Origin of the sequence: Priestia sp. RMT2NF4, from assembly GCF_047872835.1 — a bacterium.
In the GTDB taxonomy this organism is placed as follows: Bacteria; Bacillota; Bacilli; order Bacillales; family Bacillaceae_H; genus Priestia; species Priestia zanthoxyli.
This window is the reverse complement of record NZ_JBLQZO010000004.1, coordinates 90,197-114,719: the sequence shown is the minus strand read 5'-3', so window position 1 is coordinate 114,719 and position 24,523 is coordinate 90,197. Positions and strand designations below refer to the sequence as shown.

Sequence of the window (24,523 nt, the reverse complement as noted above, 5' to 3'; positions counted from 1 at the left end):
TTTCTTATATCAGTGATTAACTGAAAAAAGAACGCCACACCAAATCCTTTAGAAAACCGGATTTACTATGACGTTACCTTTCGATAGAGCTCAGCATAATCCTGCTTTTCTTAGTCTATATACAGTATATGCATGTAGTTATTCATATAGTTCGTTATCACTCTGTGCTTCTGGATTTTCAACTACAGAAGCCATAGCATCGCCAATAACGCCGCTTGAATAAGAATCCATTAGCTGTCTTGATGTCTCTTTTTCTCCTTCAAAATCATATTCATATACATGCTGCGGATGTTTTTTGTCTTTCATATGTCACTTCTCCTTTTTCACTCTATTTTCTTTACGAATGTGAACTTTATTTCATAATCCCTTACATGATCTTTTCTATTTTCTTCTTAATTGCTCTAGTTATACCATTTATCTCACATCAAAAAACGCCCGCAGAATTTTCTGCGGACGTTTTGAAAACTGTTTTATATTGAAGCTTTTTCATGCAATTCATCTTTAGCTAGCTGAATTGCTTTTTTCACTTGTTCAAACCCTGTTCCTCCCGCGCTATTGCGGCGATTAACAGCTGTTTTTGGACTTAATACATGGTAGATGTCTTCCTCAAATAAATCTGACGCTTCTTTATATTGCTCGAGCGGCAAATCCATTAGGTAGATATTTTTCTGAATACAAACGAGAACTAGTTTCCCAACCACTTCATGTGCTTCACGAAACGGCATACCTTTTGCAGCAAGATAGTCAGCTAACTCCGTTGCATTTGAAAAATCTTGTTTCGTAGCTTTTTCCATAACATTTGTTTTTACTGTCATTGTTTCAATCATGCCAGCAAAGATTGTTAAGCAGCCTTCAATCGTTGTAACCGTATCGAACATGCCTTCTTTATCTTCTTGCAAGTCTTTGTTGTATGTTAAAGGCGTGCCTTTTAACACAGTCAACAAGCTAAATAAATGACCATATACTCGTCCTGTTTTACCACGAATTAACTCTGCCATATCAGGATTTTTCTTTTGAGGCATAATACTGCTGCCAGTTGCATACGTATCATCCATTTCAATAAATTGAAACTCTTGACTAGACCATAAAATTAACTCTTCACAAAAACGAGATAAATGCATCATTAAAATAGAACTGTTGCTTAAAAACTCTAAAATAAAGTCACGGTCGCTGACAGCATCCATACTGTTTTGATAAATTCCATTAAAGCCTAGAAGCTCCGCGCTGTAATGACGATCAATTGGAAATGTCGTACCAGCTAAAGCTCCTGCTCCTAAAGGAGATAAATCAATACGCTTTAGTGATTCCGCATAACGCTCAGCATCACGCTTAAACATTGAAACATAAGCCATTAGATGATGAGCAAAAGAAACCGGCTGCGCGCGCTGTAAATGTGTGTAGCCTGGAAAAATAGTTTCGACATGCTGATCTGCTTTTGTAAGCAGCACATCTTCTAGATTTTCGATCAGTCCTACAATTTGCTGAACATGCTTTTTTAAATATAAGTGCATATCTGTAGCAACTTGATCATTACGGCTTCGACCCGTATGAAGCTTACCTCCAACCGGACCAATTTCATCAATTAATAGCTTTTCTAAATTCAAATGAATATCTTCATATTGAGCAGAAAATGTTAATTCTTTCTTCTTAGCTTTTTCAAGCAGTGTTTGAAGGCCTTTTTTAATTTGTGACGCTTCATCTCCAGAAAGAATGCTGCATTTCTCAAGCATTGTTACATGTGCTAAACTGCCTTCAATATCTTCTTCTACAAGATGCTGATCAAATGAAATGGACGCACCGAACTCGTCAATCCATTGTTCAGGGCGTTTCGTAAAACGCCCTCCCCAAAGTTTGGTCATACCGTTGTCACCTTCTTTTGATTTACCATGCTGCTCACTTGTGTTGGAAGACCCCATAATGAGATAAAACCAACTGCTGCATTGTGATCAAATTCATCTTCTTTTGTATATGTTGCAAGTTTTTCATTGTATAAAGAATTAGGAGATTTACGTCCCTCTACGATAGCATGCCCTTTAAATAGTTTTACTCTCACTGTTCCGTTCACATATTGCTGCGTGTCTTTTAAGAATGCAAGCAGGGAATTTGTTAATGGAGAGAACCATAAACCCTCATAGATAACTTCTGTTAATTTTTTCTCAATCACTGGTTTGAAGTGCGCGACTTCTTTCACTAATGTTAAATCTTCAAGCTCTTTGTGTGCTTTGATTAATGTCATAGCAGCTGGACACTCATATACTTCACGTGATTTGATTCCCACAAGACGGTTTTCTACATGATCAATACGTCCCACTCCGTGCTTACCTGCAATTTCATTCAATTCTAGAATTAACTGAGCTAGCGTATAAGATTGACCATTTAATGCTACTGGAACACCTTCAACGAATTCAATTTCTACTACATCGGCTGTGTCCGGAGTATTTTCAAGAGAAGCCGTTAGGTCATATGCTTCTTCAGGTGGAGCTGCCCAAGGATCTTCAAGAACGCCGCACTCGTTACTTCTTCCCCATAAGTTTTGGTCAATTGAAAATGGGCTGTCTAAGTTAATTGGAATTGGAATATTCTTTTCTTTTGCATACTCGATTTCTTCTTCACGAGACCATTTCCAGTCACGAACAGGAGCTAAAACTTCTAAGTGTGGATTTAATGCTTTAATTGATACTTCGAAACGCACTTGGTCATTTCCTTTTCCCGTACATCCATGTGCGACAGCTACTGCATTTTCTTGTTCTGCTACTTCTACAAGCTTTTTAGCGATTAGCGGTCTAGATAGTGCAGATACTAATGGATATTTTCCTTCATATAACGTGTGTGCTTGAAGTGCTGCTAATGCAAATGTATTAGCATATTCTTCTTTTGCATCAATCACATATGACGATACCGCTCCAACTGTTAAGGCTTTTTCTTTAACGAATTTTAAATCTTTTCCTTCGCCTACGTCTAAACAGCAAGCTACCACATCGTACCCTTTTTCTTGTAACCATTTAATTGCAACTGATGTATCTAAACCTCCGGAATATGCTAAAACAACTTTTGGATTACTCATCATCTATTCCTCCTACAAATTATATATATATTAATACAACCGTTTTAATTTTTATTCATTTAATCTACTATTACTTTAACAACTTTTTAATCTATTTTCAATAGTTATTCAAAAAAAAGTATATAAATTCACGTTTTTTTTAATTTAATAGGATAAAAGCTTTTAAAATACTGTAAAAATAGACGTGAATGAATATTCCTGCCTTAAATGCATTGTATATTTATATGCATAAATCAAGTATAAATGATTTATTTTTCACTTAAAGTAGCTCTGGCTTTTGTCATTGTATAAAATGGAAGGGAAGAGGTGAAAAAATGGAGCGCTTTTTTACTTATGACAACAGACTCGGTATAAAAATTCCTGCTCTTGAAAGAGAATGGACATTCTATTCTGAAAAAGTTCAGCAGGATATCCTCCTAACATGGGAATCCATTCGAGGGCAAATTCCAGACAAAATTCAATCTGTAGAAAAGAGGATTAATCAAAAACAAGCGGCGTTAGAAGATGAGACTAATTTTATCCGCTCCTGTGAATTAAATAGCGAGATAGGAGAACTTGCTTCTATTATTAATGATTTGTGGCTTTGGTATCGAACAAATGAGGAAATATCAGAAAAAGTTCACGGATAGACAAAAAAACGAGTCTCATGAAAAATTAATGAGACTCGTTTTTCTTATCCAGCAAATAGCGGTATTGGTAAAAGCGCTTCGCATAATCTGTCACTTGTTTGGCCATTCGATAATTCATCCCTCCGCCAACCATCATACTCACAATTGGCAAACGATTATAAACTTTTTGCTTCGCAGCAAATATAGCTAGCGTTTTTCCAATTTGCACAACAATTTTTTGCAGCCACGTCTTATCTACAATTTGATCAACACCTTCATAAAAATACGGGTCAAATTCTTGGCTTAGCTCACTCTTTAATTGATGCCACCCCTCAGCCTGAAGGTGTCTAGGTAACGTTGCTGCATGAAAAACTTTTAGCGTTAGCATAAGCTCTGAAGGAGTCTGGATATGATAGCCGTAGCTCATTGCTGCCTGTTGCACCGCTTGAATATTCATGCATAAAACAGCGGGTATATCAATACCGACTAGCAGCGATTGGCCGGTTCCTGAAAGTGCTCCTTGACTCAGCGCATACAACCGCAGCTTGGCCATTTGCTGTTCGCATATATAAGAAAGCTGATCTACTTGAAGGGAATTCATTTCTGACAGATCTGTGATATCTTCTTTGAATACACGGGCGGTTTCAATAATTCGTTTTGTCGCTTGAGTTTGCATTTCCGTACCTTGAATTAATGCAGTTAACTGAAAGAGTCCCTCATCAATTTTATGTAAATAGGTCTCACGAACAGAAGCAGGAATTAAGTTAAGCCCTTTTTCTAACCATTCTTCGTACAATAACTCCATCTCAGTTGCTTCTACGCTCTGTAAGCTCTCTTCCCATTTATAGATTTCTTCCAAAAGCTGTTCTTCGCGATTCGTTAATATCATCATGTCACCCTTTCAAGAAATAAGTAGTTTTATTTTTATTATAACAAATAATGCATCCGTTACATTTTGCTTCCTATATTATTTCTTTCTTCTATACGTTGTAAACCTTCTTTCAACCGTCAGCTCCTTACGCTATATAAAAAAGCTGATTTCCTAACAAGGAAATCAGCTTTTCGTTAGTTTGCCTGACAATTTATGAGAATTCATGCATTGAAGAGGCACTTTATGAACTTAAATATTCGCTAAACGAGTAACGTCACGTGCAATCATAACTTCTTCGTCTGTAGGAATAACCATAACTTTAACTGGAGAATGAGGGTAGCTAATAAATGCTTCTTCTCCTTGTACACTATTTAAAGCTGGATCCCAATAAACGCCCATGAACTCTAAACCACGAAGAACGCGAGCACGTACAACATCACTGTTTTCTCCAATACCTGCTGTGAAGATGATTGCATCTACACCAGACATACGAGCAGCATAAGAACCGATATATTTATGAATACGGCTAGCAAATACTTCAAGTGCTGTTTCAGCGCGTTCATTGCCTTCAGCGCTTGCTTTGATTAGATCGCGTAGGTCACTAGAAATACCAGATACACCTAAAAGACCACTTTCTTTATTTAATACATTTAATACTTCGTCAGCAGTTTTTCCTGTTTTCTCCATAATAAATGGAATTAATGCAGGGTCAATGTTACCTGAACGAGTTCCCATTGCTACACCAGCTAATGGTGTGAAGCCCATTGATGTATCAATTGACTTTCCGCCTTCAATTGCAGCGATACTTGCACCGTTACCTAAGTGACAAGAGATTAAGCGTAATTGTTCAATTGGGCGTCCAAGAAGCTCAGCTGCACGCTCAGAAACATATTTATGAGATGTGCCGTGGAAACCGTATTTACGAACGCCATACTTTTCATAGTACTCGTACGGTAAGCTGTACAAGAATGATTTTTCTGGCATTGTTTGATGGAATGCTGTATCGAAGACTGCTACAGCTGGAACATTTGGAAGAATATCTTGGAACGCTTTAATTCCCACAATGTTTGCTGGGTTGTGAAGCGGTGCTAAATCAGATAAAGCTTCAATTTCCGCTAGTGTTTCATCTGTGATTAAAACAGAGTCAGCAAATTTCTCTCCGCCGTGTACGACACGGTGACCTACACCAGTGATTTCATCGTATGATTGAATGATGTTTTGAGAAAGTAACTTTTCAACTAAAATTTTAACTGCAACAGCATGGTCAGGGATTTCTGTAATATCCGTTTGTTTTTCACCATTTACCGAGATCGTGAAAACAGCGTTATCTAAACCAATTCGTTCTACTAAACCTTTTGTTAATACCGTCTCACTTGGCATTTCAAATAATTGAAACTTAAGTGAAGAACTGCCGGCGTTGATTGCCATGATTTTTGACATAAAAAAACAGCTCCTTCTTTATTATACGTGCATCATAAACATAACGAACAGAACATAAAAGTGTAATCTCTACAATATTCTATGCATTTCGACACGATTTCTATCCTTATTCATTTAATCATTCACGACAATAGATTTCAAGAGCTATACATCATGAAAACGCTACCGGCAAATATTCATTATTTTCGAAAAAGACTTACTTTTTATTAATGCGAAACCATTGGTCCATTTGAGCCATAATATCACTCATTGCTTCTCGATTACTGAACTTCGGCAAATTCACAAGCAGCGCGTTCTCAGGTGCCGTTACCCCTTCTCCTTGCTTTTGAAGAATGATAATACTCTTAGCAGCCTGCTCTTGTTTGAACATTGAAAGCGGCAGCTGAACGATTCCTTGAACGATTGCTTCCTCTTTTAGCAGCGGCTGTAATAAATGAGACTGTTCAGATTCGAACAAGTTATTTGGAATAAGAGCTACTACGTATCCTCCGTCTTTTACATGGCGCAAGCTTTGTTCAATGAATAAGTGATGAGCATAGGTATGACCTTCTTCAGCTCTTACTTTATACTCTTTTGCCCCTTCATCGTTTGGATAATAACCAACCGGCAGGTCACAGACAACTAAATCAACAGGATCAATAAAAAGTGGCTGTAAGCTGTCTTGATTAAATAATTGAACGCCGTGCTTCTGTAAGTTTGCATTTACATATGTCAGTTGAAGTAATAAATCATCCACATCTACACCGTATACATGTTCAATTGACGCAGCGTGTGTATTTAAAATGGTTGTTAATAAGTTTCCAGCTCCTACTGCTGGATCTAAAAGCGTATACTTATCTTTTCCTGCCATGAATTTTCCAACTAAGTAGCTGACAAATAGTCCTACAGCATCAGGGGTCATTTGGTGGTTAGGCTGAACTGCTTCTTTCATCCCTTTTAAAATAGCTAGCTGATATGCTTTTCGAATCGTTTCTTTTTCAAAATGATCAAGCGTGATTGAATCGTATTCTTTTTTTAAACGTTTTTTGGTTACCTCATCTAGCTCTTCTTGCAAAATAGTTCCTTGAAACAAGTTTTCTCCCGTTTCAGCTACTGCTTCTAAATATACGCAGTTTAGTTCTTTTCTTAAAATAATAGCTGTTTGATCAATTACACCAAATAGCTTTTCCATACTAGCTAATTGACTCATATTCTGCCTCCTGTGTAATGAAATGATATCTATATAAATGAGTAAACGTCCTATTTGGAACATCATATTTTATCATAAAAGCTTCTTAAAACACAAAGAAGGCGAAAAACATTGTTTTCCGCCTTCTGCCGAACGCCATCGACAATCTTACTTAGCTGCTTTAGCTGCTTCGATTGCTGCTTCGTAGTTCGGATGCTCAGTTACTTCTGGTAAGTACTCAACATACGTTACGTTGTCATTTGAGTCTACTACAAAGATTGAACGAGCCAATAAGCGTAATTCTTGAATAGCTACACCATATGCTTCGCCGAAAGATAAGTCGCGGTGGTCAGATAATGTTTGAACATTATCAATGCCATTAGCACCACACCAGCGCTTTTGAGCAAACGGTAAATCTACGCTCACTGTTAATACTTTTACGTTATCTAATTTAGCTGCTTCTTCGTTGAAGCGGCGAGTTTGCGCATCACAAACTCCAGTATCAATAGAAGGAACTACACTGATTAGGCGAACAGAACCCTTTGTACTGTCAAGCGTTACTTCTGATAAATCATTTGCTAAAACGGTAAAGTTTGGCGCCTTGTCTCCAACCTTTACTTGATTTCCTAATAATGTTACATCGTTACCTTTAAATTTAGTCACGAATAATTCCTCCTTTAAATAAGTATGTACACTGTTCATATTAGCTTGTCTGTCTCTATATTGCAATTAAATGACATACATACTATAACGCTATATGCTAGAAAACATGCCCAATAAAAAAAGGCTTTGCTTGCTTCTTTTATCGTTCAAAGAAGCAAGCAAAGCTTTATTTTATCCCTACAAATTAAAATCATTTGCACCGTCATGATGCTGATTTTGTTGATTATGATGATCCTGCTGATGGTTATTTCGCTTGAACATTTGCTGCACGCGTTCAATTGCTTGAGGTGCTGTATCTAAAATCTTTTCATATAAATGTGTACTTTCATTAAGGTGAAGCATTTTAATTCCGCTTCCACTCACAATTAAAAAGGCAATTGGCGTAATTGATACACCGCCACCGCTACCTCCGCCAAATGGATGACCTGATTCTTGCTGATGCTGCCCCGGAGAAGATGGCGCATGCCCTTCTACTCCAAACTCGCTTCCGCCCGCTGCAAAGCCAAAACCTACTTTTGAGACAGTTAAAATAACGCTGCCATCAGGTGTTTCTACGGGATCACCAATGATTGTATTAACATCAATCATTTCCTTTAAATTTTCCATAGCTGTCGACATTAAACTTTTAATTGGATGTTCTGCCATTAAGATAACCTCCTTATGTTTTCACAGAGTGTGTCTTGTTCTTATTTGACGACTTCCATCTTTTGCGACGCTTTTTGGACGTATGCCGCCAGTATCTCAAGGTCCGTAAACCTACTAGAATAGCTTGACCAACTCGAAAAGAAATTATGCACTCAAATACCGTTTCTGACCAAAGATGTTGAAATACAGGAGTAACGCTCATTACAGGCATATCTTTTAGTTTCATATAACGGCTGATTATACCAACTATGCCCCCCTTTGCAGACCATACCGCCCCGGTAAGTACGCCTGTTAACGCAGCATCACCTAAGCCGAAACGGCTGTGCCATTTAATATCCCTTACCGTCACTTTCTGTAAGAAACGACGAAAAATTTTATGAAAACCGACTACCTGTTCAAGGAATTGCTTCGCATTTTCTAACATGCTTAACCCGTCTTCTACAGAATAATCACTCCATGAATTCTCGTCTTCTTTTCCTTGATCACCCATTCCTTTCTTCTTTTCAACAAGCAAACGAGGAGAATCTTTTTTTACTTTCACTACCGGAATTTCATATGTATAGCGAATAAGACCAAACCAAGCCCTGAGTCTCACTCTGTAATAATCGTTATCTCGGACATGATGAAGCTCTACAAATAGCGTGATGTTTGTCCATACAATAAGTACAATAACAATTAAAAGTGCTAGCAATATCCATAAAAGCCATAGCACATCCTTCACTCCTTCTTAGCTTCACATTATCTCCAAAACACAGAATATTAAACCTTATGAAAACAATAAAAAGAGGTTGAGACATAACGAAATGAATCCAATTTAAAGACGAACAAATAGTATACATGAGCTTAACCGCTTGCGACACCGCAGTTGATTTCCGTGCAAGGCTTCGCTTTCCCTCCAATCAACTGCTAGAAAGACCTACACACATGAAACCTACGTTTACCATAACCAAAAAAAAACGAACCACTAATCAAACACCTTGATCAATGGTTCGTTTTTCAATTCGTCTAAATACTTTTGCCCCAGCCTCTTTTTATTATCTGCTTATTGTACCTTCATGTATAACGGTTGTATCTGCATAGTAATCATGCGCTCCTTGCTTTTTAGGTAAAAAAGCAACTAACAAATAGCCAAGTAAAAAAACTGTTTTAGAAATATAACGTCCAATTCCTTCACGAAACAGCACAACAGGCCAAGTTAAAGTGGAGTCTTTCAGTGATACTACTTTAAGCCCAAACACCATCTTTCCAAGCGTTTGTCCAAAATACTTGGTCATTAAAACAAAATAACCATAAAAGATAATCACCGTCACAATCGTATAGGGAGAAAAAAATCCATCCCCTTGAGGAATATCTGCTAAATGGAAAATGGGTTTGATCAGCAGGGAGTTCAAGCTAGCTACTACAGCTAGATCCAAAAGATATGCCCAAAAGCGCATCCAAAAGCCTGCATAATGGAATTCACTACCTATTGGAGCACTTACCGCTGGCTCATGTTTTATAGTGTCGTTTGATTCGGTTGAATGAGATTGATTTTCCATGTTCCCACCTCTATTCTGCATATAAATACATCAAGCGCGGAGAGCTTGGCTGCGCAAATGTTTTTAACATTGCGGTAACTTGTTCATCTCCACCAATTACTTTTTGCATGCTCATTGAAAGCCAAGAAGGCAGTCCGAATCCTTGATTGTATTGAATTACTTGTGCACCTTTTAACTTGTAATCTTTCTCCATTCCTTTTACCGTATCTTCAAAATAGCCTAGTTGATCGACCAGCTTCAGCTCTTTAGCCTGACGTCCATCGTACACTCGTCCATCTGCAATAGAACGCACTTTTTCTTTAGAAAGGTGACGTCCTTCAGAGATAACATTGACGAAACCATCATACGAGTTGTCTACAAGTGTTTGCATAATTTCTTTTTCTTCTCCGGTCATTTCTCTTGTTGGAGACATAATATCTTTATGAGCCCCGCTTTTAATAACAACAGATTCTACTCCTAGTTTATCCGCCAGCTTGCCATAGTTAACGCTTTGCATAATTACACCTAGTGAACCTGTTAAAGTGTCAGGGATTGCATAGATTTTAGTAGCAGCTGTTGAAATGTAATAGCCTCCTGAAGCAGCCATTGATCCCATTGAAATATAAACTGGCTTTTTCGTGTCTTTCTTCAGCTCTTCAATTTTTTTATGTATTTCAGCACTTTCAACGACGCCCCCGCCCGGTGAATTCACCTTAATAATGACTCCTTTAACTGCCTTATCATTTTTTGCAGCCTCTAGCTGCTTTAAAAATGCTTGGTGGTTATAACCATTTTGAGACATAAGCGGAGAGGAACCGCTTCCTGTATCTTGAATCGTTCCATTGACCTCTAGTACTGCAATTTTCTTAGCTGCATTCCCTTTTTCGATAACTGTTTCTGATAGTTCACTGTCGTCTCCTCCAAATATGCCTGCCAGACCGTCATCTTTTTCTTCTTTGACTGAAAAACCAACATTAACAATCGCAGAGAAAATGAATAAGCAGGCCGCAATCAAAAGAGCAATCCACCTTTTTTTGTTCATGAAAATCCTCCTTTTTAGGTGTCAGAATTAAAAGATTATTCTTTTAATTTTTAAAGCAATAATGCTATAATTATTGTAACAAACTTTTTTTAAAAAGTTTACTTTATCGCTAATATTTTACATATCAGACAAACAAGGGGGAACTATCTATGCCAAATCGTCGCAACGTTTATTTCTTTCATCCAAAAAACCAGGAAACAAAGGCGCTCGTAAGTCCACTTATTGAACTTGCAAAACAATATGATTTTCATGTAGTAGACCATTTCGACAGCGCTAACATCATTGTAAGTATTGGCGGTGACGGAGCTTTCTTGCAGGCTGTCCGTCAATCTGGCTTTCGAGATGACTGCTTATATGCTGGTGTCACAACTTCAGATCAGCTAAGCTTTTACTGCGATTTTCATATTGATGAAACGGATAAAATGATTGAAGCTATTACAACAGAAAATATAGAAGTACGTCGATTTCCCGTTTTACAAACTCAAATTGATCAAGGAACTTCTTTTTATTGCTTAAATGAATGTTCCATTCGATCAGGTGTTATAAAAACATTCAGTCTAGATGTTTTTATTAACGAAAATCACTTTGAAACATTCCGTGGGGATGGGATGATTATTTCAACACCAACAGGCAGTACGGCTTATAATAAATCGGTAAATGGAGCCGTAGTTGATCCGTTAATTCCTTGTATGCAAGTCAGCGAATTGGCATCGTTAAATAATAATAACTATCGTACATTAGGATCTTCATTCATCCTAAGCGCTGAGCATACGCTCACTTTAAAACTATCCAATGACAACAACCACAATCCAATTATTGGAATAGATAACGAAGCATTAAATGCACGTCAAGTTGATCAAGTTCAAATTCGTTTAAGCGACCGTCAAATTAAAACGGTTAAGCTGAAAGATAACTCTTTCTGGCAACGAGTTAAGCGTACATTTCTATAACAAAAAGCGCCCTTGGGCGCTTTTTATTTTTGATATACAATTTCTCCATCAATAGCAGTCATCTGCACCCGTACCCCTGGAATATCATCTGCAGGTATCTCAAACAGATCTCTTTCTAATACGGTAAAATCAGCTACATAACCCTTTTGAACGTATCCTTTTTTATGCTCATGATGAATGGCCTGCGCGCTTCCTAACGTAAACAGCTGAACAGCTTCAAATACAGTCAGTCGCTCAGAAGGTATGTAAACGACCGAGCTGTTTGGAGAAGTTTTTCTTGAAACCGCTGCATGAATCGTTAACATTGGATTGATAGGTTCAATAGGCGCATCCGATCCCCCTGCACACATAACGCCCTCGTCCAATAACGTTTTCCACGCATAGCAATAATCCAAATGCTCTTCTCCAATTTTTTCAATGACCCATGGAAAATCACTGGCTAAAAATCGAGGCTGAATATCCAATACAACAGGAAGATTTTTTACACGATCAACTAAATCTTTTCGTAAAATCTGCGCATGAATGATACGATCTCTTTGCCCTGTTTGAGGAGGATATTGCTCGATGCTTTCTACTACATATTGAAACGCTAAATCACCAATCGCATGAATTGCAACGGTCATGCCCAATTCTCTCGCTTTCCTCACTAGCTGCTTTAATTCATCTAGTGATTGAATAGCTACACCTCTTGTAGAAGGGTCGCTTTTGTAGGGAAAGCTTAAAAGCGCAGATTGACTGCCAAGCGAACCATCAGCAAAAATCTTCATTGGTCCTATTTCGATAAAATCGGATGTGTCTTTCTTTTCTTCACAGTATGTATACATATCATCTACAACTTCATGATGAACAAGTAAATGAGCACGAAACAGCTGCTTTTCTTTATGAATAACGTCTTGAAATGCTTGATATGTACGCAGAAAGCCTCCATAATAATTTAAATCTTCCGTATGTCCACCCGTTAATCCGTGCCGAACACAATCTTTAATGGCTACTGAAAGCGCTTGTCGAATGTATGCTTCTGATACTTGAGGAATATGAGCCGTTACTAATTCTTGCGCTTGATCAGCCAAAAAACCGGTAGGATTTCCAGCTTCATCCCTCTGGATAATGCCTCCTTCCGGATCACGTGTTTCAGCTGTAATTCCGGCTATTTTAAGAGCTGTTCCGTTCGCTACTAATCCGTGACGACAAACTCGCTTCAACATAATAGGATGTTCAGTTGAAAGCTGATCAAGATCTTGATACTGAATCAATGAGGAATCTTCCCACTGATTTTCATCCCAGCCTTCCCCGATCACCCATTCTCCTTTTGGTGTACTCTCTACTTTTTGTCGAACACGCCTCAACACGTCTTCCCGAGAAGTAGCTTGAGACAAATCAAGCCGAAGAAGCTTTTCACCGTGACCAATCAAGTGAAGATGGCTATCTACAAAGCCAGGGTACATTGTATATCCTTTGAGGTGTACTTCGTTTTCAATTGCAGGACCCCATTTGATTCTTAACTCTTCTTCTGCACCTATATCTTCAATAAATCCTTTTTCAACATATACGCTTTCTACATGTTCATCTTCTTTTCGCATCGTATATATTTTGCCGCCGTAAAATAAAGTTCCCATCGCCAACATCTCCTTTACTTTATAAAGCTTGACCTTTTCTCTATTATACGTGACAAAACAAACAAGACAAAAGAGTGGGGTTTCCCCCACTCTTTTTAGCCATCATTATTTAGTTAATATGACTTATTTACCACCAAGTTGTTGCTCAGCTAGTTGAACTAAGCGTTTAGTGATTTCTCCACCAACAGATCCGTTAGCGCGAGCTGTTGCTTCTGGTCCAAGATTTACACCGAATTCAGAAGCGATTTCGTATTTCATTTGGTCGATAGCAGCTGCTGAACCAGGAGCTACTAATTTGTTTGTGTTTGCCATGTGTTTTCACCTCCTTGTTGAATATAGATTGTGTCAAAACACATGGCTTCATACATGATCTCTTTTGGTAATTTTATGAAATTTTACTTTTAAAACAAATCTTCGACGTTCTCTGCCGTATTTGTAGCCGAAGAAGCAGTCATTTCAAGCGTTTCTACATTATTTACCGCTTCTTGAATTAATGTTTCAAAATCATAAAATTGTTCGTATCGATTGATTTTTTCACGCTTTGGCTTCGTTTTAGGTGAGCTTGGCGTAAAAATGGTACAGCAGTCTTCATACGGACGATTCGAAATTTCATGCGTATCAATCTTACGGGCAATTTCAACAATCTCCGTTTTATCCATTGTCACAAGCGGACGCAAAATTGGCGTATTCGTCACTTCATTAATCGCATACATGCTCTCAACAGTTTGGCTAGCTACTTGCCCTAAGCTGTCTCCAGTTACGATAGCTAACGATTCATTTTTTTCACGAATGAGGTCCGTAATTCGAAGCATCATACGACGTGTAGAAGTCATCGTATAATTCTCTGGAATTTGTTTTTGAATCGCTTGCTGCACAGCTGTAAACGGTACAATGTGCAGCTTTACTTTTTCGTGATAAGCCGTTAATTTTTGCGTTAAATCAATTACTTTTTGCTTAGAACGTTCACTTGTAAAAGGCGGACTATAAAAATGAACCGCTTCTATTTCTAAACCGCGCTTCATAGCTAAGTATCCTGCAACCGGGCTGTCGATTCCTCCAGAAAGCATGAGCATCGCTTTTCCACTCGTACCAACTGGAAGACCCCCTGCTCCGCGATAATCAAAACATGTAATATACGTTGCTTCACTTCTCACTTCTACTCGTACATTTACGCTTGGCTCTTTTACATTTACTTGTAGATGCTCTGTATTTCGTAGAATATGACTTCCTACTGCATAATTTAATTCGTTTGTATCAAGAGGAAATTGTTTGTACGCTCTTCGAGTAGATACTTTGAACGTTTTTCCTTCTATATCAAATTCTTTCATTGCTTCTAGCGCTGCTTCTTGAATGGCTTCAAGTTCATTTTCAACTTTTAATGCTAAACTAAAACTTTGAATACCAAAGATTTGCTGAAGACGTTCAATGATAGGCTCGTGATTTTCACCATTTAAGTGAATATACATGCGGTCTCTTGTGTATTTTACGTGAATGTTTTGGAATGCACTAAGAGCCGTTACAATATTTTTTCTTAGCTGCGCAACAAATTTTTTTCTATTTTGTCCTTTAGTGGAAATTTCTCCGTATCGAATTAAAATATGGTTATATATCATAGTTATTTACCTCATTACTTTCTTTAGATCTTCAATTACTGTGAAAATAGCATTTATAATGGGCGTTACTTCATTATAGTCATTTAATCCTGACAAGCTCAAACGAATGGACTGATCGGCTTCTTCGTAATTTTTACCGATAGCTAAAAGCGTTTTACTTGGCTTTTTTCGTTTTGATGAGCAGGCAGATGTAGTTGATACAAACACTCCTTTTTCTTCAAGAGCGTGAACAAAAACCTCACCTTTAATACCTTGCGCTGTAAAATTTATAATATGGGGAGCTGAATGCTCATTCGGCGTATTAATCGTGATTCTTTCGTGAGCAGAAAGTTTGTCCATCAGTTCTGCTTTTATTTTCTGCATTTTTTGCTGATTCTGAGCTGCAGGTTCAAGTGTTAAACGAAGTGCTTTAGCAAATGCTACGATTCCCGGAACATTTTCCGTGCCTGATCGATGCTGCATTTCCTGAGAGCCTCCGCTAAGCAACGGATGAAGCTGAACTCCATTCCGTTTATATAAAATCCCCGTTCCTTTTAAGCCGTGAATTTTGTGTCCTGATAATGTGCATAAATCAATTTTATGATTTGCTAAAGAAAGCGGAACTTTTCCAATCCCCTGCACATGATCGACATGAAAAAGCACCTTCGAATAGTTCGTGAGCATCTGTCCAATTTCTTCAATTGGCTGAATGGTGCCAATTTCATTATTTACATGCATAACGGATACTAAAATGGTTTCATCCGTAATAGCTGATTCAATAGCCGCAGGTGACACAAATCCATTTGAATCTACCGGAACATACGTCACATGAAACCCTAGTGCTTCTAACTGCTTAAATGGTTCATGAACAGAATCATGTTCAATATTTGTCGTAATAATATGCTGACCTCGGCTTTTATATTGCATCGCTACGCCTTTAATAGCTAAATTATTCCCTTCCGTTCCTCCTGATGTAAAGATAATTTCATTTGACGATACGTGCAGCAATTCTGCTACTTGCTCACGTGAACGGCTCAACAAATTCTCCGCCTGTACGCCAAATTGATGGAGGGACGATGGATTGCCATAATAAGTTGTAGCTACTTTGGTAAAAGATTTTATGACTTCATTATAGGGTTTTGTTGTAGCGCTATTATCTAAATAAATCAAGGATGCGCGCCCCCTTCTTCATTTTTTCGGAACAACGTATTATCATACCACACCTTGGTATTTTTTTAAATTAGGCGTTCCTTTTATTATTGATAAAATATTTAGATTTTTTCAAAAAAACCTATATATGATTCCATAAATGTGGTAGTATGTATCACGTACTTTTAGTTTTTAAAAAGTCAGAAAATTTAATCATCAACATAAGAAACACTAGGAGGCATTATGAAAACCAAAGCACTCACTAACAAAGAAATACTCGCCATCGGTCTTATGCTGTTTGCTCTCTTTTTCGGAGCGGGAAATATGATTTTCCCTCCTTTGCTCGGACAGCAAGCCGGAACACACACTTGGAGTTCCATTATCGGTTTTCTCATTACAGGTGTAGGACTTCCGCTTATGGGGATAATCGCTGTTTCTAAAAGCAATGGAAACTTTACCGAAGTAGCTAAAAAAGTTCACCCTATTTTCGGGATTTCTTTTACTATATTGCTTTACTTAGCAATTGGCCCTTTTTTTGGTATACCCAGAACGGATACAGTAGCGTTTGAAATCGGTGTGACCCCATTTTTATCAGAAAATGCGGTTGCAAGCAAGATTCCTTTAATGGTCTATACCGTTATTTTCTTTGGACTAACACTTTATTTATCATTGAATCCAACTAAAATTGTTGATCGCATAGGAAAAATTCTAACTCCTTTACTGCTCGCAGTATTAGCTCTTTTAGCTATCAAAAGTTTAATGACACCTATGGGTTCTTTTCAAGAACCTCACGCCAAATATATAGCCTCTCCATTTACGGGCGGCTTTATTGATGGATATTTGACAATGGATACAATTGCAGCTCTCGTATTTGGCATCGTTGTTATCAACAGTATTAAGGAAAAAGGCGTAACGGACGAACGAACACTCGCTTCGGTATGTATCAAAGCCGGGTTGATTGCTGCTGCTGGGTTAGCTATCGTTTATCTTTCTCTCGCGTATGTCGGCGCTTCAAGCGTAGAAGCAATTGGTATGAAAGAAAATGGAGGAGCTATTTTAACAGCTGTAGCTACAACATTATTCGGTTCGTTTGGCACCATTATTTTAGGACTTGCTATTACATTTGCTTGTCTAACGACAGCCATCGGATTAACTTCTGCTTGCGCACGATTTTTCACGCAGCTGGTGCCAAGCATGTCATATAAAACATTTGTTGTCATTTTAATGCTGTTTAGTGCTGTTATTTCAAATGTAGGGCTTACTCAATTAATTTCTATTTCCATACCTATTTTGACCTTTGTATACCCTATTGCCATTACGCTAATTGCTTTATCATTAATTGAAAGAGCCATTTCGTTCGGTCGAGAAGTATATGTGACAGCCGTAATCATTAGCTCGATTCTGAGCATTTTTGACGGGTTAAAAGCAGCAGGAATTATCTTAACAAGCATAGACGATTTTTTCAAAAACTATTTGCCCCTTTATAGCCAAGGCCTTGGCTGGCTTATTCCAACAGTTGCTGCTGCCTTCATAGGCTATATTATTAGCATTGCAAGAGGTACACATCACACGGATAGTATACAAAGAAAAGCATCATAAAAAAGCTCGTGTCCAAAGGACACGAGCTTTTTAACTCTGTGAAGATACAATACGCTGTATGCGATCAAGCGCACCAGGGTCCACCTGCTCAATAGCTGCAGATGCCTGTTTTAACGCTTCTTTGTATTCATAATGACGAAATGCTTCTTCTGCTTCTTCTAAAGACTGTGCAATCGAGTGATGAGTACTTCTATAACGGTTCCCGTATTGAATCACTCTTTCAACGAGTCGCGCTTCCTCTAACATTGCCTCTGTTTCATCAAATGTATCTTGAACAAAACCAACAGCATCTTCAAGTAAAGATTGAACAGCTTGAATATTAAGCGGTTTTTCTTTCAGCTTAGCGGTTACTTCATTTAAGATATGAACCGTTTTTTCAAGCTGCACTTTATATTCTTCAGGAACACCGGGAAGGTTGCTTTTTTGAATAAGGCGTCGTGCTTCAATCAACTGAGCTTTCAGTTCTTCTATTTTGTCCTTAGCTGAGAGCTCATCTTTGCGAAGAGCTTGTAGCATATCGCTATAGGATTCCTGAGATTCTTTTAATTGATTAAGCTGTTTGGAAACGTCTTCGAGTTCTTCTTGGATCACACTGTAGGCTAAATTGTGCTCCGCTACCTTGTCCGAAATATTATAGTACAAGTTAGTTAATCGTTTTAGTTCGCGATCCATTTTGTAATATACGTCTAAATCGCGCTCTTTAAAATGATAGCTCTGCTGTACAAATAGCGTTTCTTCACGAAGTTCACGGTTTCGTTCTTGAAGCATACGAAGGAAGTTAGATACCGTATGAGATTCACGGTTCATTTTATGATAGGAGAAAACCTCATGCTCAAGTGAGTCATATAACTGCTCTAAGCGTTCGTTAACATCATCTAGTTTTGTAATCGCTTCTTCCACATATAATTCTTCAATATCTGCAATAATTTCAGCAGTTTCTTGTTTTAAAAGCTCTACCGTTTCTTCTACTTGCAGATGATCTAACACATATCCCTGCTCACTCATTTCGCGGAACCCGTCAAGCAGCTCATTGAATTGAACAGGAAGAGTGGTCTGACACTCAACTAACACTTTCGGAATTTGTTCTAAATACGAATCAATAGCTGTTAAATCAGTTTTTAATTGAAGAACAATCTCACGTGCTTGAAGATAGTTTCCGTTAATCGTCTCTTCCTCGTATTTTTTAAACTGCTCTTTAGATGTATTAATTGCGTATTCTAACGTTTTTTCAGCATTTCCATAGGAATACCGATGTGCGAGCAATTTTTTCTTCACATGGCGGTGAAGCTGATTTAATTCCTCAATATCATATCGATTATCTTGTTCGCTACCAATTAAATTTTGAAGTTCAGTAAGTATGTTTTCAATATCTATCTTGGTTTGTTCTAAGGCTTGATCAATATGTATAGATAACTGCTTCGCTTTTTTAAATCGGTATTTATCTGCTGCTTCTTCCGTTTCAAACAGTTCTTTATCAATTTTGGGGAGATTAGTTGATATAATTTCATCCCACTGCTCACGCCAACGTTCAAATAGCTCTTCAGTTTGACCTGTCATGTTCAATTCTTTTACTTTTGAAATTTCCTCTGCAACTGGCGTATTTGCTAATTCGACTTTGATCGTTTCCAGGCGATCAATTTCTTGATAAATCTTTTTACGTGAAAACATTCCGTACACAACTAATCCGATAATGAGTATGATTAGTGCTATAATGAATTCCATACTAAGCCCCCTTACAGTGCGTTCTACATGACAAGTTTCTTATTTATAAAAAGGGTGAATTTAATCCTTTAAATTTTTTTGCGTCAATGTTTTTATGATACCATGTAAAGCCCAACTTTTGAGCAAAAAATTAAATTTTTTTATACAAAATATTGGCATGGAGTCACTTTGTGTCGTTACAATGGAAAAAGAAGAAAAAAGGAGGCATTTTTTATGAAAGTTGACAAACATATTCATACTCCATTTTGCCCACACGGTTCGCCTGATTCATTGCAACAATATGTTGAACAGGCGATTTCCCTGAACTTTGGCGAGATTTCGTTTACAGAGCATGCTCCGTTACCAAAAAGCTTCATTGATCCGACGCCTGATCGAGACAGCGGAATGGCTCCTGACAAACTTGATCGCTACATTCAAAACGTACAGCAAGTAAAAAAAGAATTTGAGCGCGATATTCGTATTAATATCGGATTGGAAGTTGACTTTATTGAAGGATTTGAACACGAAACAACAGAGTTCTTAAACGAATATGGTCCTTATCTTGATGACAGCATCCTTTCGGTTCACTTCTTAAAATATGAAGAAGAATATGACTGCCTAGATTTTAGCGCTGACGTATTTGCACATATTGTACAGAAATTCGGCAGCGTAAGCAAAGTATATGATAAGTATTACAACACGGTATTACGCTCTGTACAGGCCAATTTAGGCGTTTATAAGCCCAAGCGCATTGGTCATATGACACTCGTACATAAATTTCAAACTCGCTTTCCATATGAAGACACACTTTCCCCTATTATTTTATCAATACTCGATGAAATAAAAATGAAAGATCTGGCGTTGGATTATAATGGTGCAGGGTTGTTTAAACCTTTGTGCAAGGAAGCGTATCCAGCTCCCTTTGTCGTAAAGGCAGCCCAACAGAAAAAAATCCCTCTCGTATATGGGTCAGACGCCCACTGTGCGAAGGATTTAGGCCAAGGCTATGGAGAGCTCCATTTAGGATAATTGAACGCGCAGTTTGTTTGTCCGTTCATATGGCAAACATACCGTTGTGTGCACCCATTGCTCAAGCTCAATCGCATATTGCTGAACAAAATACGGTTCGTGAGGCAATATATGAAGAACTTCACTTAGATACTGAGGATGAAGATAAGGCATAGAGAGCATGCCCTTAAGCTCAATGATTGTAAAGGAAACGTGCAGCTTTCGAAACTCCTTTTCTTTCATCCCTCTTTCAAGAATTGTTTTTAAGTAGTATTTTTCCTTGGTTAAATACGTAGTCATAACTTCTCGAATTAAAATCGTGTCAAGAGAGATTTCTCTATATACAAGACGGGCAATATGCCTATTTTCGTGCTGGTAATGTAAGATAGCTCGAATCATTACGATCATACTTTCTGTTGAAGACAGCTTTTTCATTTCTTGGAATGCTTGCTCCAGCACCCCAATATAACCTTCAAAATAAGAAATCACTAAACTTTCAAGTAATCCTTCTTTGCTATGAAAATAATATGAAATATTCGCTACGTTCACTTTCGCTTTTCCTGCAATCTCCCGCACCGACGTACCATCAAAACCTTTTACGTTAAAAAGAGAAACAGCCGCATCAATAATTTTCTCTTTCGTTTTTGACTGTACAGCCATCTATCTACACCTCATTTCGATTTATTTTTACAAAACACATATGATTGCAAAATTGTGTAGAAATCGTTACAGTATTTAAAAAGGATTTTAGTAGCCTCTCTACATAATTCGTGATAGGCTTTTTAGTTCCTGTAATCTTTTATCGACAAAGTAGCGTTAAAACTGACGTTTCCTGATAAAAATTCATTAAATCTTATGTTGAATGGAGGAGAATACATTGTTTAATGTCGAAAACTACAGCGGCTCAAAACAAAAAGATTATGAATTAGTAATTAAGCAATTACGCGCCTTATTAGAAGGAGAAAGCAATACGATTGCTAATCTAGCAAATGCTTCAGCTTTGCTAAATCAATTTTTAAATGAAGTAAACTGGGTAGGTTTTTATTTAATGGAAGACGGGGAGTTAGTGCTTGGACCTTTCCAGGGACTGCCGGCTTGCGTTCGTATTCCACTTGGAAAAGGCGTATGCGGTACAGCAGCTCAAAATCAAAAAACAGAGCGAATTGAAGATGTTCACGCCTTCCCTGGCCACATTGCATGTGATGCCGCTTCTCAATCTGAAATCGTTGTACCAATTGTAAAAGACGGTCAGCTTTTAGGTGTTCTTGATATTGACAGTCCAATCAAAAATCGCTTTGATGAAATCGATCAACAGTATCTTGAAGAATTCGTCAAAGAACTCACTTCTTTTCTTTAAATATGAATAAGCAAAAAAAACCGCTGCAAATCAGCGGTTTTTGCTTATTAAACAAACGTTTGATTAGCCATCACCACCGTTTTCTTACGTTCTTTCTTCTCTTTTCATACTTCAAATGAATATATCCTTTCTTTTACATTCTTTTAATCTTCAATCTTCCTTGACTTTATACGAGGAAACACCTATAATACTCGTTGTGTGAAATATTGCAGCTTATACAATCTTCTTTATGTTTTTTCATTTTGTTCCTCATTAAAAGGTTGTTTTACAGAAGTAGCAATTCTTTTAAAAAGATGGTGTATCGTGTAACTCTCTGCTGCTAGAGCGATGGTACATGAAAACAAAATGAGCATATCGCTAGAATGTGTCTGTTTTTGTTTTGCATAAAATAAAAACACAAACAAGGAGGAGTCATCATGGCTCGTTATACAGGTCCAAGTTGGAAAATCTCTCGTCGCTTAGGTCTTTCTCTAAGTGGTACAGGTAAAGAATTAGAAAAACGCCCTTACGCTCCAGGTCCACACGGCCCAGGTCAACGTAAGAAAATTTCTGAGTACGGTTTACAATTACAAGAAAAGCAAAAATTACGCCACATGTATGGTGTAACTGAGCGTCAATTCCGTAACTTATTCGTTGCTGCTGGTAAATTAACTGGTAAGCACGGTGAGAACTTCATGATTCTTTTAGAAGCTCGTCTTGATAACTTAGTATACCGTATGGGTCTTGCACGCACTCGTCGTCAAGCTCGTCAATTAGTTAATCACGGTCACGTTTTAGTTGACGGTAAACGCGTTGACATCCCATCTTACCGTGTACAACCTGGTCAAGTGATCGGTGTTCGCGAAAAATCTCGCAACCTTTCAATCGTGAAAGAAGCGCTTGAAGTTAACAACTTCGTACCAGACTACTTAACAGTAGACGCTGAGAAATTAGAAGGTACATTCACTCGCTTACCTGAGCGTTCTGAATTATCTGCTGAAATCAACGAAGCACTAATCGTAGAGTTCTACTCTCGTTAATAGTAAAAAGCCGTTCCCTATGGAGCGGCTTTTTTACTGTCTTTATACAAAAAAAGGCCTTTCGGCCTTTTTTTATGCGTATTGAATAAGCGTATATTTTTTCTTGCCTCGACGAATTACTGTAAATTGACCTTCAATACGGTCTTCTGCTCCTACTGTTTTTTGCAAATCTTGCTCACGCTCACCGTTTAAGTAAATCGCACCGTTTGAAATATCTTCACGCGCTTGACGTTTAGAAGGAGAGATTTTACTTTCTACAAGTAAATCGATTAAACCAATATCTTCACCTGTATGCGTGTAAGAAGGAACATCCTTGAATCCTTGCTTAATTTCTTCTGCTGTTAACTCTGAAATACTTCCGTTAAATAAAGCTTGCGAAATACGAATGGCTTGCTCAAGAGCTTCTTCACCGTGTACAAGCGTAGTCATCGCCGCTGCTAGTGCTTTTTGTGCTTCGCGTTTTTCAGGCGCTTCTTTTGCAGATGCTGCTAATTCATTAATTTCTTCATGTGATAAGAATGTAAAGTATTTTAAATATTTTATAACATCACGATCATCTGTATTAATCCAGAACTGGTAGAATTCATACGGACTTGTTTTTTCAGCGTCTAACCAAATTGCTCCGCCTTCTGTTTTACCGAACTTCGTGCCGTCTGCTTTTGTTACAAGCGGAACTGTTAATCCAAATGCTTTTGCATCTTCTTCTGATTTACGAATTAATTCTAAGCCAGCTGTAATATTTCCCCATTGGTCGCTGCCGCCAATTTGAAGCTTACAGTTATACGTTTGGTATAAGTTCAAGAAATCATATGATTGTAAAATCATGTAGCTGAATTCCGTAAATGAGATGCCTGATTCGATACGAGATTGAACAGAATCCTTTGCCATCATGTAGTTAATACCAAAGTTTTTACCGATATCTCGTAGGAATGTAATAACATCTAACGTGCCAATCCAGTCATAGTTATTCGCAATAACCGCTGCATTTTCACCTTCTTCAAAATCTAAGAAGCGTGAAAGCTGACCTTTAATACGCTCACTAAACATAGCAACCGTTTCTTTTTCATTTAACGTACGCTCTGCTTTTTTACCGCTTGGATCTCCAATAAGACCCGTACCTCCACCAACTAATGCAATCGGTTGGTGTCCAGCTTGTTGAAAGCGACGCAAAATTAAAACAGGAAGCATGTGGCCGATGTGAAGGCTGTCGGCTGTTGGATCGAATCCACAGTACAAACGAACAGACTCTTTACTCAAAAGTTCATTTAAACCTTTTTCATCCGTTTGTTGATTAATGAGCCCTCGAAACTCAAGATCTTGTAAAATATCCATGTTATATTCTCTCCTTTATCTAATTGCTCGTTACAATTTGTTGAACAACATAAAAAACGCCCCTTCTTAAAAAAGAAGGGACGAAAATATCGCGGTACCACCCTATTTGGAAATAAATTATTTCCCACTTAAATGATGTAACGGTCTACCCGTCTTTTGCTACTGTAAGTTCACAAAAGATG

24 protein-coding genes and 1 other annotated feature (1 of these 25 only partly in view) are annotated in these 24,523 nt (G+C 37.9%); of the genes, 6 read left to right on the top strand and 18 right to left on the bottom strand.

Annotated features, from left to right (window positions below):
* Positions 1 to 138 precede the first annotated feature (138 nt).
* The 3 genes from ACMX9J_RS18145 to ACMX9J_RS18135 all read right to left on the bottom strand — a co-directional run bounded on the left by ACMX9J_RS18145 (position 139) and on the right by ACMX9J_RS18135 (position 3,064).
* The gene (locus ACMX9J_RS18145; RefSeq protein WP_013059463.1) at positions 139 to 306 is read right to left on the bottom strand and encodes a hypothetical protein; all 168 of its coding nucleotides are present in this window, start codon (positions 304 to 306) and stop codon (positions 139 to 141) included.
* A 164-nt stretch (positions 307 to 470) separates the two neighbouring features.
* Entirely contained in the window at positions 471 to 1,859 is a 1,389-nt protein-coding gene (gene argH / locus ACMX9J_RS18140; protein ID WP_014458026.1) for an argininosuccinate lyase, read from the bottom strand.
* Positions 1,856 to 3,064, bottom strand: coding sequence for an argininosuccinate synthase (locus tag ACMX9J_RS18135; RefSeq protein ID WP_033579611.1), 1,209 nt, complete (start codon positions 3,062 to 3,064; stop codon positions 1,856 to 1,858). The genes argH and ACMX9J_RS18135 overlap by 4 nt, the downstream gene beginning before the upstream one ends.
* 314 nt (positions 3,065 to 3,378) lie before the next feature.
* Here ACMX9J_RS18135 and ACMX9J_RS18130 point away from each other — a divergent pair, with 314 nt between their 5' ends.
* Positions 3,379 to 3,693 (top strand): hypothetical protein, encoded by a 315-nt coding sequence (locus ACMX9J_RS18130; RefSeq protein ID WP_099331323.1) that lies wholly within the window; start codon positions 3,379 to 3,381, stop codon positions 3,691 to 3,693.
* Between the two features lie 25 nt (positions 3,694 to 3,718).
* Here ACMX9J_RS18130 and ACMX9J_RS18125 read toward each other — a convergent pair whose 3' ends face one another.
* From ACMX9J_RS18125 to sppA, 8 genes are all read right to left on the bottom strand, one after another.
* Positions 3,719 to 4,564 (bottom strand): EcsC family protein, encoded by an 846-nt coding sequence (locus ACMX9J_RS18125; protein ID WP_416226077.1) that lies wholly within the window; start codon positions 4,562 to 4,564, stop codon positions 3,719 to 3,721.
* A gap of 228 nt (positions 4,565 to 4,792) precedes the next feature.
* Complete coding sequence (locus ACMX9J_RS18120) at positions 4,793 to 5,983, bottom strand: acetate kinase (RefSeq protein ID WP_013059468.1); 1,191 nt, start codon at positions 5,981 to 5,983, stop codon at positions 4,793 to 4,795.
* Positions 5,984 to 6,179: 196 nt separating this feature from the next.
* Positions 6,180 to 7,172, bottom strand: a complete 993-nt coding sequence (locus ACMX9J_RS18115; RefSeq protein ID WP_416226076.1) for a class I SAM-dependent methyltransferase — start codon at positions 7,170 to 7,172, stop codon at positions 6,180 to 6,182.
* Positions 7,173 to 7,319: 147 nt separating this feature from the next.
* Positions 7,320 to 7,853, bottom strand: coding sequence for a thiol peroxidase (gene tpx, locus ACMX9J_RS18110; RefSeq protein ID WP_045291207.1), 534 nt, complete (start codon positions 7,851 to 7,853; stop codon positions 7,320 to 7,322).
* A 138-nt stretch (positions 7,854 to 7,991) separates the two neighbouring features.
* Positions 7,992 to 8,459: a GerW family sporulation protein gene (gene ytfJ / locus ACMX9J_RS18105; protein ID WP_028411798.1), complete on the bottom strand. Its 468-nt coding sequence runs from the start codon at positions 8,457 to 8,459 to the stop codon at positions 7,992 to 7,994.
* A gap of 13 nt (positions 8,460 to 8,472) precedes the next feature.
* Positions 8,473 to 9,171, bottom strand: coding sequence for a DUF2953 domain-containing protein (locus tag ACMX9J_RS18100; protein WP_047749746.1), 699 nt, complete (start codon positions 9,169 to 9,171; stop codon positions 8,473 to 8,475).
* 322 nt (positions 9,172 to 9,493) lie between these two features.
* A complete protein-coding gene (locus tag ACMX9J_RS18095) occupies positions 9,494 to 9,997 on the bottom strand; it encodes an RDD family protein (protein ID WP_033579607.1) in 504 nt (167 codons plus the stop codon).
* Positions 9,998 to 10,007: 10 nt separating this feature from the next.
* Positions 10,008 to 11,018, bottom strand: a complete 1,011-nt coding sequence (gene sppA, locus ACMX9J_RS18090; protein ID WP_028411801.1) for a signal peptide peptidase SppA — start codon at positions 11,016 to 11,018, stop codon at positions 10,008 to 10,010.
* A 149-nt stretch (positions 11,019 to 11,167) separates the two neighbouring features.
* On the opposite strand from sppA, the gene ACMX9J_RS18085 reads away from it, so the two are divergent.
* A complete protein-coding gene (locus tag ACMX9J_RS18085; protein WP_028411802.1) occupies positions 11,168 to 11,968 on the top strand; it encodes an NAD kinase in 801 nt (266 codons plus the stop codon).
* 23 nt (positions 11,969 to 11,991) lie between these two features.
* On the opposite strand, the gene ACMX9J_RS18080 is transcribed toward ACMX9J_RS18085, so the two are convergent.
* The 4 genes from ACMX9J_RS18080 to ACMX9J_RS18065 all read right to left on the bottom strand — a co-directional run bounded on the left by ACMX9J_RS18080 (position 11,992) and on the right by ACMX9J_RS18065 (position 16,346).
* Positions 11,992 to 13,584 (bottom strand): amidohydrolase, encoded by a 1,593-nt coding sequence (locus ACMX9J_RS18080; RefSeq protein ID WP_416226075.1) that lies wholly within the window; start codon positions 13,582 to 13,584, stop codon positions 11,992 to 11,994.
* 123 nt (positions 13,585 to 13,707) lie between these two features.
* A complete protein-coding gene (locus ACMX9J_RS18075; protein WP_028411804.1) occupies positions 13,708 to 13,896 on the bottom strand; it encodes an alpha/beta-type small acid-soluble spore protein in 189 nt (62 codons plus the stop codon).
* 89 nt (positions 13,897 to 13,985) lie between these two features.
* Entirely contained in the window at positions 13,986 to 15,197 is a 1,212-nt protein-coding gene (thiI, locus tag ACMX9J_RS18070; protein ID WP_028411805.1) for a tRNA uracil 4-sulfurtransferase ThiI, read from the bottom strand.
* A 6-nt stretch (positions 15,198 to 15,203) separates the two neighbouring features.
* On the bottom strand, positions 15,204 to 16,346 hold the full coding sequence (locus tag ACMX9J_RS18065; RefSeq protein WP_416226074.1) for a cysteine desulfurase family protein: 1,143 nt from the start codon (positions 16,344 to 16,346) through the stop codon (positions 15,204 to 15,206).
* A 222-nt stretch (positions 16,347 to 16,568) separates the two neighbouring features.
* Between ACMX9J_RS18065 and brnQ the strand changes: the two genes are divergently transcribed.
* Positions 16,569 to 17,924: a branched-chain amino acid transport system II carrier protein gene (gene brnQ, locus ACMX9J_RS18060; protein ID WP_033579604.1), complete on the top strand. Its 1,356-nt coding sequence runs from the start codon at positions 16,569 to 16,571 to the stop codon at positions 17,922 to 17,924.
* A gap of 30 nt (positions 17,925 to 17,954) precedes the next feature.
* On the opposite strand, the gene ezrA is transcribed toward brnQ, so the two are convergent.
* Positions 17,955 to 19,646, bottom strand: coding sequence for a septation ring formation regulator EzrA (gene ezrA / locus ACMX9J_RS18055; RefSeq protein WP_028411807.1), 1,692 nt, complete (start codon positions 19,644 to 19,646; stop codon positions 17,955 to 17,957).
* A 213-nt stretch (positions 19,647 to 19,859) separates the two neighbouring features.
* Between ezrA and hisJ the strand changes: the two genes are divergently transcribed.
* Entirely contained in the window at positions 19,860 to 20,654 is a 795-nt protein-coding gene (gene hisJ / locus ACMX9J_RS18050) for a histidinol-phosphatase HisJ (RefSeq protein WP_047749742.1), read from the top strand.
* Here the strand turns inward: hisJ and refZ are convergent.
* Complete coding sequence (refZ, locus tag ACMX9J_RS18045) at positions 20,646 to 21,293, bottom strand: forespore capture DNA-binding protein RefZ (RefSeq protein ID WP_013059482.1); 648 nt, start codon at positions 21,291 to 21,293, stop codon at positions 20,646 to 20,648. The genes hisJ and refZ overlap by 9 nt on opposite strands.
* A 217-nt stretch (positions 21,294 to 21,510) precedes the next feature.
* Here refZ and ACMX9J_RS18040 point away from each other — a divergent pair, with 217 nt between their 5' ends.
* Together ACMX9J_RS18040 and rpsD are read left to right on the top strand one after the other, a co-directional pair.
* On the top strand, positions 21,511 to 21,990 hold the full coding sequence (locus tag ACMX9J_RS18040) for a GAF domain-containing protein (protein ID WP_014458011.1): 480 nt from the start codon (positions 21,511 to 21,513) through the stop codon (positions 21,988 to 21,990).
* A gap of 416 nt (positions 21,991 to 22,406) precedes the next feature.
* Positions 22,407 to 23,009: a 30S ribosomal protein S4 gene (gene rpsD / locus ACMX9J_RS18035; protein ID WP_013059485.1), complete on the top strand. Its 603-nt coding sequence runs from the start codon at positions 22,407 to 22,409 to the stop codon at positions 23,007 to 23,009.
* A gap of 72 nt (positions 23,010 to 23,081) precedes the next feature.
* Here the strand turns inward: rpsD and tyrS are convergent, their stop codons facing one another.
* Entirely contained in the window at positions 23,082 to 24,341 is a 1,260-nt protein-coding gene (gene tyrS / locus ACMX9J_RS18030) for a tyrosine--tRNA ligase (protein ID WP_028411808.1), read from the bottom strand.
* 73 nt (positions 24,342 to 24,414) lie between these two features.
* Positions 24,415 to 24,523: a binding site (T-box leader), on the bottom strand; it runs 102 nt beyond the window's last position.